Origin of the sequence: Chryseobacterium piscicola, from assembly GCF_900156685.1 — a bacterium.
Classification (GTDB): Bacteria; Bacteroidota; Bacteroidia; order Flavobacteriales; family Weeksellaceae; genus Chryseobacterium; species Chryseobacterium piscicola.
The window spans coordinates 87641-107572 of sequence record NZ_FTOJ01000009.1; the positions used below are offsets into that span (position 1 = coordinate 87641).

13 protein-coding genes are annotated in these 19932 nt (G+C 34.6%); 9 read left to right on the forward strand and 4 right to left on the reverse strand.

Annotation, left to right across the window (positions count from 1 at the left end; genetic code table 11):
• Positions 1–227: 227 nt before the first annotated feature.
• A complete protein-coding gene (locus tag BW939_RS13125) occupies positions 228–1367 on the forward strand; it encodes an acyl-CoA dehydrogenase family protein (protein WP_076452473.1) in 1140 nt (379 codons plus the stop codon).
• Between the two features lie 169 nt (positions 1368–1536).
• Here the strand turns inward: BW939_RS13125 and BW939_RS13130 are convergent, their stop codons facing one another.
• The 3 genes from BW939_RS13130 to BW939_RS13140 form a co-directional block, all read right to left on the reverse strand.
• Positions 1537–2472 carry a DUF4349 domain-containing protein gene (locus BW939_RS13130; protein WP_076452474.1) on the reverse strand — a complete coding sequence of 312 codons (936 nt, stop codon included), beginning with the start codon at positions 2470–2472 and terminating at the stop codon, positions 1537–1539.
• A gap of 498 nt (positions 2473–2970) precedes the next feature.
• Complete coding sequence (locus BW939_RS13135) at positions 2971–4566, reverse strand: peptide chain release factor 3 (RefSeq protein WP_076452475.1); 1596 nt, start codon at positions 4564–4566, stop codon at positions 2971–2973.
• A 336-nt stretch (positions 4567–4902) separates the two neighbouring features.
• Positions 4903–6102 (reverse strand): MFS transporter, encoded by a 1200-nt coding sequence (locus BW939_RS13140; protein ID WP_076452476.1) that lies wholly within the window; start codon positions 6100–6102, stop codon positions 4903–4905.
• Positions 6103–6269: 167 nt separating this feature from the next.
• Here BW939_RS13140 and BW939_RS13145 point away from each other — a divergent pair, with 167 nt between their 5' ends.
• The 8 genes from BW939_RS13145 (at position 6270) to BW939_RS13180 (ending at position 19001) form a co-directional block, all read left to right on the forward strand.
• Complete coding sequence (locus BW939_RS13145; protein ID WP_076452477.1) at positions 6270–7100, forward strand: CPBP family intramembrane glutamic endopeptidase; 831 nt, start codon at positions 6270–6272, stop codon at positions 7098–7100.
• An 80-nt stretch (positions 7101–7180) separates the two neighbouring features.
• Positions 7181–7750 (forward strand): RdgB/HAM1 family non-canonical purine NTP pyrophosphatase, encoded by a 570-nt coding sequence (gene rdgB, locus BW939_RS13150; RefSeq protein ID WP_076452478.1) that lies wholly within the window; start codon positions 7181–7183, stop codon positions 7748–7750.
• A 141-nt stretch (positions 7751–7891) separates the two neighbouring features.
• Positions 7892–8806: a ribonuclease Z gene (locus BW939_RS13155; protein WP_076452479.1), complete on the forward strand. Its 915-nt coding sequence runs from the start codon at positions 7892–7894 to the stop codon at positions 8804–8806.
• A 163-nt stretch (positions 8807–8969) separates the two neighbouring features.
• Positions 8970–9737 (forward strand): TIGR02757 family protein, encoded by a 768-nt coding sequence (locus BW939_RS13160; protein WP_084566668.1) that lies wholly within the window; start codon positions 8970–8972, stop codon positions 9735–9737.
• A gap of 11 nt (positions 9738–9748) precedes the next feature.
• On the forward strand, positions 9749–10279 hold the full coding sequence (locus BW939_RS13165) for a DUF1003 domain-containing protein (protein ID WP_076452481.1): 531 nt from the start codon (positions 9749–9751) through the stop codon (positions 10277–10279).
• 164 nt (positions 10280–10443) lie between these two features.
• On the forward strand, positions 10444–12804 hold the full coding sequence (locus BW939_RS13170) for a choice-of-anchor L domain-containing protein (RefSeq protein ID WP_076452482.1): 2361 nt from the start codon (positions 10444–10446) through the stop codon (positions 12802–12804).
• A gap of 158 nt (positions 12805–12962) precedes the next feature.
• Complete coding sequence (locus BW939_RS13175; RefSeq protein WP_076452483.1) at positions 12963–16547, forward strand: choice-of-anchor L domain-containing protein; 3585 nt, start codon at positions 12963–12965, stop codon at positions 16545–16547.
• Positions 16548–16652: 105 nt separating this feature from the next.
• Complete coding sequence (locus BW939_RS13180; protein ID WP_076452484.1) at positions 16653–19001, forward strand: choice-of-anchor L domain-containing protein; 2349 nt, start codon at positions 16653–16655, stop codon at positions 18999–19001.
• Positions 19002–19076: 75 nt separating this feature from the next.
• On the opposite strand, the gene rsmA is transcribed toward BW939_RS13180, so the two are convergent.
• Positions 19077–19850, reverse strand: coding sequence for a 16S rRNA (adenine(1518)-N(6)/adenine(1519)-N(6))-dimethyltransferase RsmA (gene rsmA / locus BW939_RS13185; protein ID WP_076452485.1), 774 nt, complete (start codon positions 19848–19850; stop codon positions 19077–19079).
• Between the last annotated feature and the right edge of the window lie 82 nt (positions 19851–19932).

The following is a 19932-nucleotide window of genomic DNA, read 5'->3' on the forward strand; positions in this document are numbered from 1 at the left end:
TCCCTAAGTTTGATTTTAATAAATTTAAATATAAGAATTTTTTTCTAATCAGAAAATTTGTTCTATAAAAATGAATATTTAATAAAATTTTTCTAAAACTTTAGCAGTTTTCATAAGAGCTTTTGCTTTAATTTAATATATGATTTTCAAATATGATTTTCAAATAACTAAAGTTTTTAATATTTGCTCAAAAAGTGTAAATTAGCCACCATATAATTCAAAATTTTATGGACTTTAATTTATCAGAAGAACAGCTGATGATTCAGCAGGCAGCGAGAGATTTTGCACAGAACGAACTTTTACCAGGTGTAATTGAAAGAGACCGTGACCAGAAATTTCCTGCCGAACAAGTGAAGAAAATGGGCGAAATGGGGCTTCTTGGGATGATGGTAGACCCACAGTACGGCGGAGCAGGCATGGATAGTATTTCTTACGTTTTGGCAATGGAAGAAATTGCGAAGGTTGATGCTTCTGCAGCCGTGGTAATGTCTGTAAACAATTCTTTGGTATGCGCAGGTCTTGAAAAATTTGCTTCTGAAGAACAAAAAGTAAAATACCTTACCCCTTTGGCAAGCGGAGAAGTGATTGGTGCTTTTGCACTTTCTGAGCCAGAAGCTGGTTCTGATGCGACTTCACAACAAACTACAGCTGTAGACAAAGGAGATTATTATTTATTAAATGGTATAAAAAACTGGATTACAAATGGTGGTACAGCGACTTACTATATTGTAATTGCACAAACAAATCCAGAGAAAAAACACAAAGGTATCAATGCTTTTATTGTAGAAAAAGGTTGGGAAGGTTTCGAAATTGGTCTTAAAGAAGATAAATTAGGAATCAGAGGAAGTGATACTCATTCTTTGCTTTTCAATAATGTAAAAGTTCCTAAAGAAAACAGAATTGGTGAAGATGGTTTCGGATTCAATTTTGCAATGGCAGTTTTAAATGGAGGTAGAATCGGTATCGCTTCTCAAGCTTTAGGAATTGCTTCTGGAGCTTACGAGCTTGCTCTTAAATATGCGAAAACAAGAAAAGCTTTTAAAACTGAAATTATCAACCACCAAGCAATCGCATTTAAATTAGCTGATATGGCAACGCAGATTACTGCAGCAAGAATGCTTTGTTTTAAAGCAGCTGTAGAAAAAGATGCCGGAAAAGACATCTCAGAAAGCGGGGCTATGGCAAAATTATATTCTTCTCAAGTAGCGATGGATACTACTATTGAAGCTGTTCAGATTCATGGGGGATATGGTTATGTAAAAGAATACCATGTAGAAAGAATGATGCGTGATGCCAAGATCACTCAGATTTATGAAGGTACGTCTGAAATTCAGAAAATTGTAATCTCGAGAAGCATCTCAAAATAATTTTACTTTAAATAAAATAGCAAAGGCTTTCAGAATTTCTGAAAGCCTTTGCTGTAACTAAACACAAACTTTTATATAAATTATGGTCAATTGATTAACCGATAATGCGATGCAAAAGTACAAATCAAATTTCAATTATTCTAATTGAAACATTACTATTTAACTAATATTATTCTACAGGCTTTTCAATATCTTTGTTTTTGTTTCTTTTATAAAAATAATATCCTATTCCGGCAATTAAAAAAAGTGGCCAAAATGGGACAAAGAAAAGTAAAATCCCTGTAAGAACTTCCCAGCCAGAACCAATTCCTGAAGAAAATTTACCCCCGAAACTATCTGGTTTTGAGGCTACAGCCGAGGTGTTTTTATTATTTCCGTAGAGTGTAATTTCTAGGTCACATTTTGTCTTAGGATAAAACTCTTCTCCTGAACTTGCAATGGTTTTATCAATCACATTGCCCAAATTATAGCTTACATCTTCCACAAAATATTCAAATTTATCCAATGGAATCTGTATTTTCAGATACGCAGTTTGGGTGTCATCATTGTTTACGCTTATGTTTTCGCTTGTAAGGGTACCATCGTATTTTTTTATCTGTTCCTCAATATAATTTTTTGCTCTGTATGTATCTTCAACACCAATTTCCAGATTGGCGGTTTTCTTCAAAGCAGATTTGTATTCAGTTTTAGGCTTCTCAGAACTGTTGTTTTTGTAAATGATTTTGGTTTCCTTAATTACTTTTGGTGCGGGAACATTCACTACAATTTTCTCTTCTTTTTTCTCTGCAGAATCTTTATCGGCAATCGTTTTAGATTCAAATTTTACGCTGGAAATTTTTTCACCTAAAGAATCAACAGAAGATGCTGTTTTTTCAAATTTCTCTTTCAGATCTTGCGTTGTTTTGTCAAAATCTTTGATTTTTACCTGTGCAGAATCCAGCACTGCTTCAGTTTCATTTTGTAATTTTTCAGCTTTGTCGGAGATATCTGTAAAGCTGCTGTCGGCAGATTTTATGGTTTCACTAAGAGATTTTGTGGTACCATCTCCCTTTTTACACATAATAAATGTACTTGATAATGTAAGTAGCAGAATAGCTTTTTTCATAACGGTTAATTTTGTTGATGTAAAGCTACCCAGCAATTTTTTGTAATATTTGTAAAGGAATTATTTTATTGGTGTAAAATTTTAATGAATTGGTTGTTAGTGTTTTGTAAAATTAATTTTGAGTTTTACAATTTTTTTATTGTTACAGTAATCATGCTAAGTAATGCTATTTAGATTAAAATATCAAAAATTATAGGCTCTTAAATCCATTTTATCCAATCAGATTTTATTGTTTATTTTACATAAAAAGTTTCTTCAAGTCTTTTTTTTTTAGCATTCTCCTTAGAATAATATCTTAAAATGAATCTAAAAACCTTAAAAAAACGCTTTATTATTTTAGTTCTCAACTGCTTTGTTGATGAATAATAAGTAATATATTTTGTTTTTTTATGTTTAAGATGAAGATAGTAGTAAAATGAATTAAATAATTAATAATAGAAACAAAAAAATCCGCAGAAAAATTTCCACGGACTATATTTATAAAACTAAACGATTAAATTAAGCATTCTGAAATTCACTAATAAAATGCAGCTTCACATTCGGGAATTTCTCCTGAGTCATGTGAATCGTAAACGATGAGTCTGCCAAGAAAACCAGTTGATTGTATTTGTCTCTTGCCAAAAATCTTTGTTTTAATCTTGCAAATTCCTTGAACTCATCAGACTTTTCGTCGGCTTCTACCCAGCAAGCTTTGTGCATAGAAAGTGGCTCATAAGTACATTTTGCGCCATATTCATGCTCCAGACGATACTGAATTACTTCGTACTGAAGAGCACCCACGGTTCCGATGATTTTTCTATTGTTCATTTCCAACGTAAACAGCTGTGCTACACCTTCGTCCATCAGCTGATCGATTCCTTTTGCCAATTGTTTAGCCTTCAATGGATCATTGTTATTAATATATCTGAAATGCTCCGGAGAGAAACTCGGAATACCTTTAAAGCTCAGTTTTTCACCTCCAGTCAAAGTATCGCCAATTCTGAAACTTCCGGTATCATGAAGTCCTACAATGTCTCCAGGGAAGCTTTCGTCAACCACTTCTTTTTTATCGGCAAAAAATGCATTCGGTGAAGAGAATTTCATCTTCTTGCCTTCTCTTACCAACAGATAATTTTCATTTCTCTTAAATGTTCCCGAAACAATTTTCACGAAAGCCAGACGGTCTCTGTGTTTCGGATCCATATTTGCGTGAATTTTAAAAACGAACCCTGTGAAAGTGCTTTCCTCAGGTTTTACCAAACGGGTATCACTTTCTTTTGGCTGTGGCATCGGTGCAATGTCGATAAATGCATTAAGGAGTTCTCTTACACCAAAATTATTCAAGGCTGAACCAAAGAAAACAGGCTGTAGATCGCCTTTCATATAATCTTCTCGATTAAATTTAGGATAAACAGATTGTATTAAGTCGAGTTCTTCTCTTAGATTTTTTGCCGCTTTTTCGCCAATTACTTCATCAATTGAAGAATCATTAATGTCATCAAACTTAATAGCTTCACCTACTTTTTGTTTTTTTTCTTCCAAAAACAACTGAATATTGTCTTCCCAGATATTATAAATCCCTTGGAAATCAGCACCCATACCAATTGGTAAGGAAAGAGGACAAACGGTTAGTCCTAATTTCTGTTCTACTTCATCCAGCAAATCAAAAGCATCCTTTCCTTCACGGTCGAGTTTATTGATGAAAACCAGCATCGGGATGTTTCTCATTCTGCAAACCTTTACCAATTTTTCTGTTTGTTCCTCAACTCCTTTTGCAACGTCGATTACTACGATTACAGAATCCACGGCAGTTAAAGTTCGGTACGTATCTTCAGCAAAATCTTTGTGACCTGGAGTGTCTAGGATATTGATTTTGTGGTCTCTGTATTCAAAGGCCAACACGGAAGTTGCTACCGAGATTCCTCTCTGGCGTTCAATTTCCATGAAATCGGAAGTCGCTCCTTTTTTTATTTTATTGGATTTTACCGCACCTGCTTCCTGAATTGCCCCTCCGAAGAGCAGTAGCTTTTCCGTAAGAGTGGTTTTTCCGGCATCGGGGTGAGAGATAATTCCGAAGGTTTTTCTTTTTTCTATTTCTTTGATTAAGTCTGACATATCGTAGTTTGAATTTGCAAAAATCGTGAATTTAATCGGATTTTGAAAATTGTATTTTTACACCAAATTAAATTTGAGTTTAAATAGTCTTTAACTTTAAATTTAACAAAAATTTGGTAAAAACAGTCTTTTGATACATGAATCACATAGAATCATAATTATTCTTTATGAAAGTGAACATGAGTTTAAAAAATAATTTATTGGATCGGAATGAAAACTACATTTCATAATAAGAATGGTTTCGTTTCTTTGATGAAATACGAAGTTTATAACCCTGATAAACAGCGAGTCTCATTAGTCAATTTCAAAAAGCAGGAAAGATTTTTTTATATCAATTTAATCATTAATCAAGTTTTTTAGATTTGATTTTTTCTTCAGAAAATAAGCTAATCCCAAGCCGATAAATACTAGCGCAGCACTGAATGGGAAGATAAATTGCATTCCCAAAAAGTCTGCTACACTTCCAATAATGGGACCCGCAACGCCGAGAGAAATATCAATAAAAAGTCCGTAACCCGCCAAAGCAGAACCTCGACTAGACGGCGAAACGCTCTTGATTGCCATTACACCCAAGGCCGGAAAAATTAATGAAAACCCTAATCCTGTAACACCGGCTCCCACCAGTGCCATTTGTGCATTGGATGCAAAAGCAATGATGATAAGCCCAATGGTTTCTACTAAAAGACAGGCAATAGCAACCTTTATTCCGCCATAATTATTAATTACATTGCTGAAAACCAATCGTCCTGCAACAAATAATCCCCCGAAAAGACTGAGGCACAAAGCACCGTTATTCCAGTGAAAATAGTTATAATATAAAGTAATAAAAGTGGAAATGCTGGCAAAGCCAATTCCGCCCAAAGCCAAACAAACGCCAAATGGAGCAACTTTCTCCAAGACTTTCCAGAAAGATTGACTTTCTTGGGGGTTGATATTGGTTTTGTTTTCTTTAGTTTTAGCAAAGAAAAATCCTAAAATCCCTAAAACAATGGAGAGAATTGCAATTCCATAAAGGCTGAATTTCTGTTCAATGATAATTCCTAAAGAAGCGCCAATTGCCAAGGCTCCGTAGCACGCAACCCCGTTATAGGAAATGATTTTTGCGGTATTTTTTTCGCCCAAAGCCATAATCGCCCAATTTATGGGGCTTGCGCCAATTAAACCTTCTGCACAACCCGTTAAAAGTCGGGTAATGATTAAAAAAGAAAGACTTAGAACAGGTGAAAATTTAAAATAGTAAGCCAAAATCAGGAAAATTCCTGTTAATGAAAATCCAATCATACTTAGTAAAACAGCCGGTTTAGGACCTTTTCCATCAATCATTTTTCCGGAATACGCTCTCAGGAAAAACGTGGAAATATACTGCAAACTAATGACCATCCCCGCCACCAAAAGACTGAATCCTAAACTTTTGCTGATGAATATCGGGAGGACAGAAAGTGATAAACCGATAATGAAATACCCTACAAAAGTGAAACAGACGTACGAGATTAATTGAAGATTAATGTTTTTTGGCGTGTTTAAAGGACTGTACATTTGAAGAAAAATTAATCAACAAAGATACTTCGGAATTAGTTTTTAGATTAAAAATTTAGATTAAAAAAAGATAAAATTTGTCATGTTATGGTAGTTTTGAAAGTTGATGAAACTCTTTTCATTTCATAATTTCAATTATCTTTGCGGGGTTTAAAATTCAATATTAAATGGAAAAATCAAAATACCCTCAATATATTTTTGATTGGATGGGGGGGCTTATCCTTTTTTTAGGATATATGGTAGGAAGTATGTTTGTTGGCTTTGCGGGAATTGCCGGGAAAATTATTTTTAAATTAGATTTCATGCAGAAGCCTTGGTTTATGATGATTTCCAATGCGGTTGTTTTCTGTTTAATGATTGCGGCTTTTGATTTTATCGTTGTTCGCCAAAAAACGAATAAGAAACTGAATTTCAACTTTTCACCTACTAATGTTTCTACGTATTTATTAATTTTCCCAATGATGCTGGGAATGATGTTTATTGGTGAATTTATCACTTCTCAAATACCTACAACTGGACCTTTTTTTGGAGATTTTTACAGTTTTTTTGAAAATTTGATGTCCGGATTAACCAATGATCCAATTGTAATGGTCATCACGGCGGTGATTATGGCGCCGATTTTTGAAGAAATTGTTTTCAGAGGGATTATCCAAAAAGGAATGATTAATAATGGGGTAAAACCTTGGAAAGCTATTTTGCTGGCAAGTATTTTATTTGGGTTAATACACGGAAACCCTTGGCAATTTGTAGGTGCAACTTTATTGGGTTGCGTTCTCGGATTGGTGTATTATAAAACCAAATCTTTGTTTTTACCGATGCTTTTACATGGTTTTAATAATCTTTGTTCGGCAGTTTTGATTTTTTATACAAAAAAAGAAAGTTTTGCAGAGGTTTTTGAAATGCAAGAATGGATGATTTTAATTATCGGAATTGTACTGTTTTCAATATTTTTCTATCTTTTCATATTTAAAAATAAGGTAAGCTACACTGAAGTTTAGTTTAATCAGATAGTTTAAAATTTTGTTTAACGAAAAATAAATAGTTTAATTCGATATAAATCGAGTAATTATAGTAATTAATGGAAATATTAGTAGCCACCCACAATCTTCATAAGAAAGAAGAAATCCAACAGATTTTAGGAAATGATTTTACAGTAAAAAGTCTTGCAGATTATGATTTGCACGACGAAATCGTTGAAGATGGAAATTCTTTCAATGCAAATGCTTTAATTAAAGCAAAATATTGCTTTGAGAAAACGGGGATTCCAAGTTTGGGAGACGATAGCGGTTTGGTTGTAGAAGCTTTAGATGGAAGACCTGGGATTTTTTCTGCCCGTTATGCCGGAGATCACGATTTTGCTAAAAACATTGAAAAAGTTTTACACGAAATGGGCAATATTGAAAATAGAAAAGCCTATTTCATCACTGTTTTATGTTACTTTGATGAAAATGGAGCTCAATATTTTGACGGAAGAGTTCACGGAAATCTCCAGACTGAAAACAAAGGTCACAAAGGTTTTGGTTATGATCCTATTTTTGTTCCAGAAGGGCATGAAATTACATTTGCTGAAATGGATCCTTTTGATAAAAACAAAATCAGCCACAGAAAACAAGCTTTAGATTTGTTTCTAGATTTCTTGAAAGACTAGGATAGGGGTAAAATTCAGGTTGCAAAAACTTTACGTTTTTAAAGAACTTTTTTCTTATTTTAAATTGATTTTAAAACTTAAGCTCAACCTCATTTTCAACCTCAACCTTTTATTGTACATTTGCTTTAATAAACTATAGATTTGAGTACTTATTTAACGATATTAGGCTTTAATTCGGCAATACCAACTGTTAATACTTCTCCCACAGCGCAACTTCTGGAAATGGAAGAACGCTGTTTTCTTATTGATTGTGGTGAAGGAACGCAAGTACAGCTGAGAAAAGCAAAGGCGAAATTTTCAAAAATCAATCATATTTTTATTTCCCATCTTCACGGCGATCATTGTTTTGGTTTGCCCGGTTTGATAGCTTCTTTTCGCCTTTTGGGAAGAGATATTCCGCTGCATGTATATGGGCCGAAAGGGATTAAAAAAATGCTGGACACCATTTTTTCGATTACCGAAACACACCGTGGGTTTGAAGTGATTTATCATGAGTTGGATAAAAATTATTCAGAAAAAATCTATGAAGATAACAGGGTAGAAGTGTACACCATTCCGCTTGATCATAGGATTTATTGTAATGGATATTTATTTAAAGAAAAACCAAAAGAAAGGCACATTAATATAGAAGAAATTTCAAAATATCCGGAAATTGAAACCTGCGATTATCACAATTTAAAAGCAGGAAAAGATTATGTTTTGAGTGACGGATATATTCTTAAAAATGAAATTTTGACTATAGATCCTGTAGCTTCTATCACTTACGCATTTTGTAGTGACACAAGATATTTGGAATCTATTATCCCAATTATTAAGAATGTTACGGTTTTATATCACGAATCTACTTTTTTACATGATTTAAAAGAAATGGCAGATTATACCGGTCATACAACTGCGTTGGAGGCGGCAACAATCGCTAAAAAAGCCGAGGTTGAAAAATTAATTTTAGGACACTTCTCAAACCGATATGGAGATCTTACTGTGTTTACGGATGAGGCAAGGGCTGTTTTTCCAAACACATATCTTCCGAAAGCATTGGAGTGTGTGAAAATTTAAACATTAAAAATTAGTTTTCAATGTTTTTGAAAGTTTATGTAAACCTATACTATGAGATGTGCATATTAAAACTTTAAGCTTGTTTTAATTAATTTTTAAACTTTAAATAATTGTAATGTTTCAATTAATAAATGATAGATAAACAGATATCTTAGCAATGAAGTTGAATTTTTCAGAATTAAAAGATTTTCTCGACGAAAAAGCGGATATGTATAATAATCTGGAGTTCATTAATGATGATCCTATTCAGATTCCACATCGTTTTTCATTAAAACAAGATATAGAGATTGCAGGTTTTTTGGCAGCAACCATTTCATGGGGAAATAGAAAGGCAATCATTAAATCTGCGGAAAAAATGCTCTACATCATGGGCAATTCTCCTTATGATTTTGTGATGAATTATACTGAAAAAGATTTAGATTACATAAAAGATAAAAGCATTCATAGAACTTTTAACGGAGAAGATTTTGCTTATTTTATTAAACAATTCAACAAAATTTATAAACAAAATGAAAGTCTTGAAAATCTGTTTTTAATCCAGAAAAGTGAAAGCAATTTTCAACATTCTATCGAGAGATTCAGACAGGGTTTTTTGGGGGTAGAAAAACACAGAACGCACAAACATGTGAGTTCACCCTATAAAAATTCATCATCAAAACGGATCATTATGTTTTTGAGATGGATGACCAGAAAAGATAACCGTGGGGTAGATTTTGGAATCTGGGAAAATATTGATCAGAAATTTTTATCAATTCCTCTTGATGTTCATACCGGAAATATTTCAAGAAAATTCGGTTTGATTTCTAGGACGCAGAACGACTGGAAAACAGTTGAAGAGCTAGATTTAATCATCAGAAAATTTGATGATAAAGATCCTGCAAAATACGATTTTGCCCTGTTTGGTTTGGGTGTAACGAAAGAGTTATTATAAAACAAAAAATAATGAAAACATCACACGAAAATATAGAGTTGCTGGAAAAGTTGGCAGACGGAATTACATCTTGGATTGGCTCTATACCGTCACTTATTATCCATACTTTGCTTTTTATTACATCATTTTTATTGCCTGTTTTTGGGATTGTAGATGTAGATAAAATGTTGCTTGTTTTAACGACTGTTTTGTCTTTGGAAGCGATTTATCTTTCTATTCTCATCCAAATGTCGGTGAATAAAAGTCATGAAAAAATTGAAGATATCCAAGAAGACATAGAAGATATCCAAGAAGATTTGGAGGAAATAAGTGAAGATATTGAAGAAATAAGTGAAGATTTAGAGGAAATTAGCGAAGATATAGAAGATATTCAAGAAGACATAGAAGAGATTAATGAAGATGAAGACGAAGATGATCACAACGAGCGCGCCAAAAATGCCATTCTTAAAAGTAATGTAAATTCTAATAAAAACGAAATTAAATTTTTAAAAGATAAAATTGCAGAGCTTCAAAATAAAATTGATGAGCTGAAAAAAGATTAATCATTACAAAAAAGCTTATTTATTGATGTTTTTTAGTTTTTAAATTAAAACAATATTAAAATTTGATTAGAAACAAGTGTTTTTGTGTTATTGTTGTTAATAATTTGGCTTTCAATAGGTTTTAAATCGATAAAATTTGGTATTTTTGGGCAAACAATCTGAAAATGTTAAATTATAGATCAAAAAACTATCTTTTATTTTTACTCTTATTTCTATTTTCTACGCAGATTGATGCGCAGAAAACCGTACGACAAATTTTGCCTGAAAAGAAGAGTACAGAAAGTATGAAAGCAGGCGCATTTATTGATGTAAATGTCCCTACATACACACCATCTGGTTATACCATTGAGAATTTAGTTAAAAATGTATTGATTTCCGGAGGTTCTTCTTGTGCGCCTCCCAATGTTTCTAATGTTACAGTATCACCCAATCAACTTCAGACCGATACAGAAAGAGCATGGGGTTATTTTCATAAAGGAACTACAAGTTTTCCTTTTAATGACGGTATAGTACTTGTTACAGGCAAAGCCAGAAAAGCAGGAAATGCTCTGGAAGGAAATTTGGGGGATTCGGTACCTGGAACTACAGGAAGTGATCCTGATCTTGTAGCAGCCATTAATCCATTAGCAGGTCTTAATGATGCAGTTTTTATAGAGTTTGATTTCGTGCCGAATAATTCTCAAATTACATTTAATTATTTATTCGCTTCAGAAGAATATACATCAAATTTCCCTTGTGGAAATTTTTCTGATGGTTTTGCCTTGTTGCTAAAACCAAATATCCCTGGTTCCACCTATACCAATCTGGCTGTGCTTCCTGGCGGAGTAGGACCGGTAAGTGTTACTAATATCGTTCCTGCAGGAAATGGTTTCAGCTGTGGACCAATCAATGCTACTTATTTTGGTGGTATGAATGCTACCAATATAGAAACCAATTTTAATGGCCGTACAATTCCTTTAACTGCAACAGCAACAGTTACACCAGGTGTATCTTATCATTTTAAAATGGTTTTGGCAGATGCTTCAGATTCTGGATATGATTCCGGAGTATTTATTCAAGGTGGATCTTTTGATATAGGGATGACTATAGTAGATTCTAGCGGGAATCCTTTACCAGAGTCTATAAACGTTTGTGATAATGCACCTACAGTTTTAAAAGCTCTTACAGCAGCACTTCCAGGAACTATTTATCAATGGTTTAAAGATGGTGTGGCGATTCCGGGTGCTACAACAATGAACTATACTGTGACTTCTCCAGGTGTTTATAAAGTTCAGGTAACAGTGCCAGGTGCAACTTGCCCTGCAGAAGCAACAATTACTATTGTGGGAGGTGTAAGTCCGGTGGTACAGAATGCAACCTTAAAACTTTGTTCTACTCCAAGTAATTTTACATTTAACTTAGATACAGCCAAACCTCTTATCAGTACAACAACAGGGGCCGTATTCAAATTTTATTTGCTTCAGGCTGATGCGGTAGCGGGAAATAACAATAATATCACCACTACAACTGCTTTCAATGGAAATGACGGGCAGGTTTTATATGTAAATGTTTCAAACGGAGCTTTCTGTTCAAAAGTAGCAACGCTTACTCTTAGAAAAGAAGAAACTCCAATAGCCACAGTTGCGGCACCGAGGGTAAGAATTTGTAACGGAGAATCTGTTATTCTTACTGCAGCTGGTGGAGTTACTTACCAATGGGGAGATTCTTCTATAACAGGAGCCGTGAGAACGGTAAGTCCTAATGCTACAACAACGTATACAGTATATGCAATTGGCACTCAGGGATGTAAATCATTGCAACCTGCTACTATTACAATCGAAGTAGTGCCAGCAATTACATCAAACCTTACAGGAGGGTTGATTTGTAATGGTGATACTATCACTTTGAACGCAGGTGCAGGACCTAATTACTCTTACCTATGGAGTACTGGCGCAACAACGCAAACTATTTCTGTAGCATCGGGCGGTAATTATTCTGTAACCATCAGCAATGGTGTTTGTAGTAAAATTTTTACAACTGAGGTAAAAGTGGCTGTTCCACCAACCATTACAAATATTGACTATTCTAATAATAATATTACAGTTTCTGTAAATAATCCAAGCAACGGTGCATTAGAATATTCTTTGGATAATGGTTTGACGTGGCAAAACTCAAATATCTTTACCAATGTACCAAAAAATAAACTTGTTTATATTCGTGTAAGAGTAAAAAAGACAAGTTGTATAGGTGATTTACAGTATTATACATTCAATATGCAAAATGTAATTACACCAAACGGAGATAATGTAAATGATAAAATTGATTTCAGAGGTGTAGACGATAACAAAAACTTTACAGCACAAGTATCTGACCGATATGGTAAAGTTGTGTATAAATACGAGAAGATAAGACCTTTCTGGGATGGTTACTTCCAAGGAAAAAAATTATCTACATCATCATATTGGTATCAAATCACTTTTGAAGATCCTGCAAGTAAGCAGACTACCGTAAAAACAGGATGGATTTTGTTGAAAAACTTTGAATAAAATTTAATTTAAATAAGATTAAAGTCGGCTCTATAGTCGACTTTTTTGTTTTATAAAAGTAAAAGTTTAATTTTCAATATTTTGTGAAATTAAACTTATGATGATATTCGTTAAATTGCATGAAAAAAAATACTATTTTTGTTTAAAATAATATAAAAATGATTATTAGAAGTACAAGAAATTTATTTTTGGCTCTATTTATTATACTTTCCTCAAATGTTTTGCTTTCACAAAGCAGAACAAAGACGGTTTTGAAACAGCCTTCATCCCAAACAATGAAAGCAGGAGCTTTTATTGATGTGAATACTGCAAATTATCCACAGTCGGCATTTAGTATATCTCAGTTGGTTACTAATGTATTAATTGCCGGAAATACTACATGTACTACGCCTAATGTAAGTAACGTTGTAGTGTCACCAAATTTAGCAGCAAGTGATGCAACTAGAAGTTGGGGATATTTTAATAAAGGTACTACCAATTTTCCGTTTAGTAATGGTATTGTTTTAACGACTGGCTATGCGAATAGGGCAGGAAATAATTTCCAAGCAGGGCAACTCAGTAACTCCGTTCCAGCTCAGGGAGATGCAGATCTTGCAGCAGCTTTAAATTTACCAGCTGGCGTACTAAAAGATGCTTCTTTTATTGAATTTGATTTTGTTCCTACTGCAAGCCAAGTCTCATTTAGGTATCTTTTTGCTTCAGAAGAATACGAAGGAAATTTCCCTTGTACAATAACAGACGGTTTTGCATTGTTGCTAAGACCTGTAAGTGGAGGTCCTTATACAAATCTTGCTGTTTTGCCCGGAGGTGCAGGCCCTGTAAGTGTTACTAATATTATCCCTGCAAGCTATGGTTGTGGACCTAAAAATGCACAATATTTTGGTGGTCAAAATACAACAAACATAGAAACTAATTATAGCGGAAGAACGGTTCCATTGACGGCAACCGCAACTGTAGTTCCCGGCCAAGCTTATCATTTTAAAATGGTCTTGGCAGATTATCAAGATTCTGCTTATGATTCTGCAGTATTTTTGGAAGCTGGATCTTTTGATATTGGTGTACAAATTTTAGGCTCCAATGGTGTGCAATTGCCTACATCAATCAATGTTTGTGATAATGCACCGCAAACTTTTACAGCATCTGTGCAAAGCGGAAACGCTACTTACCAATGGTTTTTGAACGATGTAGTAATTTCTGGTGCAACCAATGCTTCCTATACTGCTGTACAACCCGGTATTTATAAAGTTGTGGTTACTTTTCCTGGAAGTTCTTGTCCAGGGACAGCAACTATTACAGTTGTAGGTAGTACCACGCCAACTACGCAAGATGCTACACTTACAGCTTGTTATACCAATGGTAATGCGATTTTTAATCTCACAAATGCACAATCTTCTATAAGTACTACCCCAGGTGTTACTTATTCATATTATTTACTTCAATCTGATGCTAATGCAGGAAATGCAAATACAATAGCATCACCTACAAATTTTTCAAGTGCAGGTAATCAGACTATTTATGTTTTGGTTAAAAATGGATTTTGTTCAAAAGTAGCCCAACTTCAACTCTTAAAGGCTTCGCAAATTACAGCTACAATTGCTCAACCTTCAGTCTTGACATGTGCCAATTCCCAAATTACACTTAATGGTTCTGCTTCTGTATACCCTACAGGTTCTACATTTGCTTGGACTACTACTGGAGGAAATATCGTATCTGGAGGAAATACATTAACACCGGTTGTCAATAGCCCAGGAACTTATAATCTAACAATATCAAATATCTATCAACCAGGAAATCTTACTTGTACAGCTGTTTCTAGCGTGACAGTTACTGGTGACAGTGCACCACCAGCAACAACTTTAACGGCATCAAAAATTCAAATCTGTTCTGGGGAATCTGTTATTCTTACTGCTGGAGGTGGCGTTACTTATTCGTGGAATGCACTTCCGGGAGCAGGAAATATACAGACAGTAAGCCCCACCACTACTACAACTTATTCTGTAACTGCAATTGGTGCGAATGGATGTCCGTCAACAACCCCTGCAACAATAACTATACAAGTATCTCAGCCAATAGCTGTTCAGAATGCTACATTACTAAAATGTTATTCTGCAAATGGAATTGTTTATGATTTAACGCAAGCTCAATCACAAATCACAACTGTATCAACAGCAACATTTGCATATTATTTGCTTCAATCAGATGCCAACCTAGGGAATAATAATACAATTACAACGCCCAACACATTCACAAGTCCAGGGAATCAAACGATTTATGTTTTAGTAAAAAATGGAGCATGTTCGTATGTTGTAACTCTACAATTAAATACTACAGCTGTTACTGCTCTCAATATTGCGACTCCCGCAACTATCACTTGTTCTACGCCTCAAGTTACATTAAATGCATCAGCTTCAACTGTACCTCCCGGTTCTACTGTAGTATGGTCTGCAACTGGAGGAGGCAACATTGTTTCAGGCGGAAATACACTTAATCCAATTGTAAATGCTGCTGGTACCTATACGCTAACAGTTTCAAATACAACACAACCTGGAAATCTTACTTGCACATTTACATCTTCTGTTACTGTTATACAAAATACAACGGCCCCAAATACCTTAGTTACTGCTACTGCCGCACAAATTTGCCCTGGCGAATCAGTCACTCTTACAGCTTCTGGTGGTGTAACGTACACTTGGGTTGGGCTTACAGGTACAGGAAATACACAAACAGTTTCTCCCACAGTTACCACAACCTATACAGTTACTGCCATTGGGGCAAATGGATGTTTATCTACTCAGCCTGCAACCATCACAATTGTTGTAGCACCTCCTACACCTGTTTTAAATGCATCCAAAACTAAAATATGTGCAGGAGAGTCTGTTACATTAACTGCTAGTGGAGGGGTGACTTACAATTGGGTAAATTTACCAGGTAATGGGAATACACAAATAGTGAGCCCTACTACCACTACCACTTATCAGGTTATTGCTTTAGGTGGAAATGGTTGTACTACAAATATTCCTGCTACAATTACAATTGAAGTTGTTCCAGCCATCGTTTCTACATTGAAAGATGTTTTGGTATGCGCAGGTGATAATGGAATTCTGGATGCAGGAGCTGGTCCTAATTACACTTATTTGTGGAGTAATGGTGCTACAACTCAGACGATATCTACAAATGTTCCTGGAACTTATTCTGTAACTATAAGTAACGGAACTTGTTCAAAAGTATTTACTGCACAATTGTTAAATCCAGCTTTACCACAATTTACCAATATTACTTATGCAAACCATACGCTTACAATTACAGCTACAAACCCTACAAATGCTGTTTTAGAGTATTCTATAGATAACGGTGTTACTTGGCAGACGTCTAATGTATTCTTTAATGCTTTAGACAATACAAATTATAATATTAGAATTAGAAATAAGGATGCATACTGTAGTAATTTTATTGAGTTTTACACATTTGTAGTGATTAATGCAATTACCCCAAATCGCGATGGTGTGAATGAAGGGGTGAGTTTTGTAGGCATTGCAGGATATAATAATTTTGCAGCATCAATATTTGATAGATATGGTGCAGAAATTTTTAAGGCTTCAAAATCTGAACTCACTTGGGACGGAACATTAAGAGGAATGAATATTCCTACAGGAACATATTGGTACAAAGTACAATGGCAAAATCCTGCGAGTAAGAAACTAGAGCTTAGAAACGGATGGATACTTTTAAAGAATAGAAACTAAATAATTAATAACCTTTTAACTGAAAGGTTATTTTTTTTTATAAAATAGTTAAATTTTGATGTGTTTTATGTAAAAAAAAATTAAATTTGTTGAAATGAAAATTATATGAAGCAATATCTACTATTATTATTTTTTGGTTTCATGACTGCGAATCTTACTGCACAAAAACTCCCCCCCAGAAAGCTGCAGAAAGAGAATTTATCTGAAACCTCAAAAAAAGCAGGTGCATTTATTGATGTAAATGCAGCGGGATATCAAGAGACCGCTTATACACCTTTACAATTGATAAGAGATGTGTTGATCTCATCAGGTGCTGGCTCATGTTTTACACCTAATATTTCTAATGTAACGGTAAGTCCGAATTTACCAGCCTCAAATCAAAACAGATCTTGGGGGTATTTCCATAAGGGTACTACCAATTTTCCTTTTAAAGATGGAATTATATTAATGACCGGATATGCAAGAAATGCAGGTAATACTGCTAATACAGGAACTGTAGGGGATGCTCTAGGGTCTGGTAGTGATCCAGATCTTGTAGCTGCTACCAATCCTACAGGGTCACTAAATGATGCAGTTATTTTAGAATTTGATTTTGTTCCTACTACAAGTCAAATCAAATTTAATTATTTAATGGCTTCCGAAGAATATACAGGATCTTTCCCTTGTAATTATTCAGATTCTTTTGCATTATTACTAAGACCTGTTGGTAGTACAGCGCCTTACCAAAATATGGCAGTATTGCCAGGCGGCGCAGGGCCAGTAAGTGTTACCAACATTCACCCGGCTATTGGAGGCTCTTGTGGTGCGGTAAATCCTACTTTTTTCGGAGGTTACAACACAGCGAATATTGAAACTAATTTTAATGGAAGAACCATACCCCTAGAAGCTACAGCTACTGTTACAGCTGGTATCCCTTATCATTTCAAAATGGTAATTGCAGATGCAAATGATAGTAGTTTTGATTCCGCCGTATTTCTAGAAGGGGGATCATTTAATATTGGAGTTGAGCTTCAAGATCCAGGAGGTGCAGTTATTCCTTCAGACATTAATGTGTGCGATTTGGCTCCTACCGTAATTACAGCATCAGTAAATAGCCCTAATTTGACCTACCAATGGTTTTACAATGGGGTACCAGTTCCGGGAGCAACTACAACATCTATTACAGCAATTAATCCAGGTACCTATACAATTGAAGTTACGTTACCAGGAAATCCATGCCCGGGTACAGCTACAGTTACCATTCACGGTGGCTCTACACCATTGGCGCAAAATGCTACATTGTTGCTTTGTACAACACCAGATATTACAACTTTTGATTTAAATAATTCTAAGGCACTAATTAGTCCAACAGTAGGGGCAAACTTTAGATGGTATGTAAATCAAGCAGATGCATTAGCGTTTAATAATAACTTTATACAAAATCCTTTAAATTATAATGGAAACAACGGTCAAGTTATTTACGCCGTTGTTTATGGTGAACAATATTGCAGAAAGGTGGTAGAGCTCACGTTAGCTAAAGAAGCTAGACCTGTAGCGCAAGTAAGCTCTAACAGAATAAGAGTATGCGCAGGCGAAACAGTAACCCTTACTGCAACGGGAGGTACAACCTACAATTGGGTTAATTTCCCAGGTCATGGTAGTACGCAGACGGCAACGATATATCAAACCACGACATTTGAAGTGTACGGGGTAGGCCCGTTAGGCTGTCCATCTTTAATACCAGCAAAAGTTACAGTAGAGGTAGTGCCTCTGCCTACATCGCCACTTCTTGATGTAGAAATGTGTATAGGTGATTCAATGGAGCTAGATGCAGGAGCAGGAAATGGATATACTTATTTATGGAACACCGGAGCAACGACAAGAAAAATTACTGTTACTCAATTAGGAATTTACACTGTTACCATCAATAATGGAGTCTGTACAAAAAACTTTGTAATAAAAGTAATGGCAGCAGCTACACCATATTTTACACAATTGAACTACGAAAACAATGCAATCACAGCAATTGCAACTATTCCGAATATCAACAATATTCCGAAAACTGCAGAATATTCTATTGATGGAATTGCATGGCAAGATTCTAATGTATTCCCCAATCTTCTTGATAATACAAATTACACATTGTATGTAAGAACAAAAGGAACAACTTGTGTAGGAACAGTAGACTTCTTTACATTACATATCAATAATATTATCACACCAAACCAAGATGGAGTAAATGATGTAATTGATTTATCTAATTTGGGGAATTTCAAAAACTTTAAAGGTTCTATTTACGATAGATATGGAGCTGAGATGTTCAGATTCTCAAAAGAAAATCCTATCTGGAACGGTACAGTGGGAGGAAAGAGATTGCCAACAGGAACATATTGGTATAAATTTAATTTTGAATACAATAAGTCTAAAACTCAAATGAATACAGCTGGTTGGATCATGCTGAAAAACAGAGAGTAAATAAAATTTATTTTAATAACAATGCCTTCAGAATATCTGAAGGCATTATTATTATTATTATATTAACATTTAAATTTATTGTTGGCTGTCTTTCCACAGTTTTGTGAATTCTATAAAATCTGAAACGCTCAATTCTTCAGCTCTTTTATCTAAAAATTCATGAGTTTTTAATACTTCGGGAATCTCAAGAACTTTAAGAGAATTCGACAGCTTTTTTCTTCTTTGATTAAATCCTGCTTTTACAATTTTTTTGAAAAGAATTTCATTTCCTGCAAGACCTTTTTTTGGGTTTTTTGTAAGTTTAATGACTCCAGATTTTACCTTGGGAGGCGGATTAAACACATTTTCATGAACCGTAAAAAGGTATTCAACATCATAATATGCTTGTATCAAAACAGACAAAATCCCATACTCTTTGGTACGAGGAACCGCAGCAGTGCGTTCTGCAACTTCCTTTTGAAACATGCCTACCATCTCAGGAATCTGCGTGTAATGATCAATAATTTTAAATAAAATCTGTGAAGAAATATTGTAAGGAAAATTACCGATAATAGCAATTTCTTCATTATTTAAAAATGCAAAATCCTGCTTCAGGAAATCTCCTACAAAGGTTTCTTCATTCGTTTTATTATAATTTTTCTTTAGATAATCAATAGATTCTTGATCAATTTCTGCAAGGTAGATTTTTTGCTCTTTGTCCAGAAGATATTTCGTTAGTACGCCCATTCCAGGACCCACCTCCATGATGTTGCTATAGTTTTCGAAACTCAGTCCTTCTACTATATTTTTGGCGATATTCTCATCGGTCAAGAAATGTTGACCGAGATGCTTTTTTGCTCTTACACTCAAAGTATTTATGATTTTGTTAACAGTGAAAATATATTTTTCGGGTCAAATTTCGGAAGATTTTTTCTAATTTAGCCAAAAATTT

Coding starts and splice junctions, on each gene's coding strand:
- BW939_RS13125 (WP_076452473.1), top strand. CDS start 228: ATGGACTTTAATTTATCAGAAGAACAGCTGATGATTCAGCAGGCAGCG.
- BW939_RS13130 (WP_076452474.1), bottom strand. CDS start 2,472: ATGAAAAAAGCTATTCTGCTACTTACATTATCAAGTACATTTATTATG.
- BW939_RS13135 (WP_076452475.1), bottom strand. CDS start 4,566: ATGTCAGACTTAATCAAAGAAATAGAAAAAAGAAAAACCTTCGGAATT.
- BW939_RS13140 (WP_076452476.1), bottom strand. CDS start 6,102: ATGTACAGTCCTTTAAACACGCCAAAAAACATTAATCTTCAATTAATC.
- BW939_RS13145 (WP_076452477.1), top strand. CDS start 6,270: ATGGAAAAATCAAAATACCCTCAATATATTTTTGATTGGATGGGGGGG.
- rdgB (WP_076452478.1), top strand. CDS start 7,181: ATGGAAATATTAGTAGCCACCCACAATCTTCATAAGAAAGAAGAAATC.
- BW939_RS13165 (WP_076452481.1), top strand. CDS start 9,749: ATGAAAACATCACACGAAAATATAGAGTTGCTGGAAAAGTTGGCAGAC.
- BW939_RS13170 (WP_076452482.1), top strand. CDS start 10,444: ATGTTAAATTATAGATCAAAAAACTATCTTTTATTTTTACTCTTATTT.
- BW939_RS13175 (WP_076452483.1), top strand. CDS start 12,963: ATGATTATTAGAAGTACAAGAAATTTATTTTTGGCTCTATTTATTATA.
- BW939_RS13180 (WP_076452484.1), top strand. CDS start 16,653: ATGAAGCAATATCTACTATTATTATTTTTTGGTTTCATGACTGCGAAT.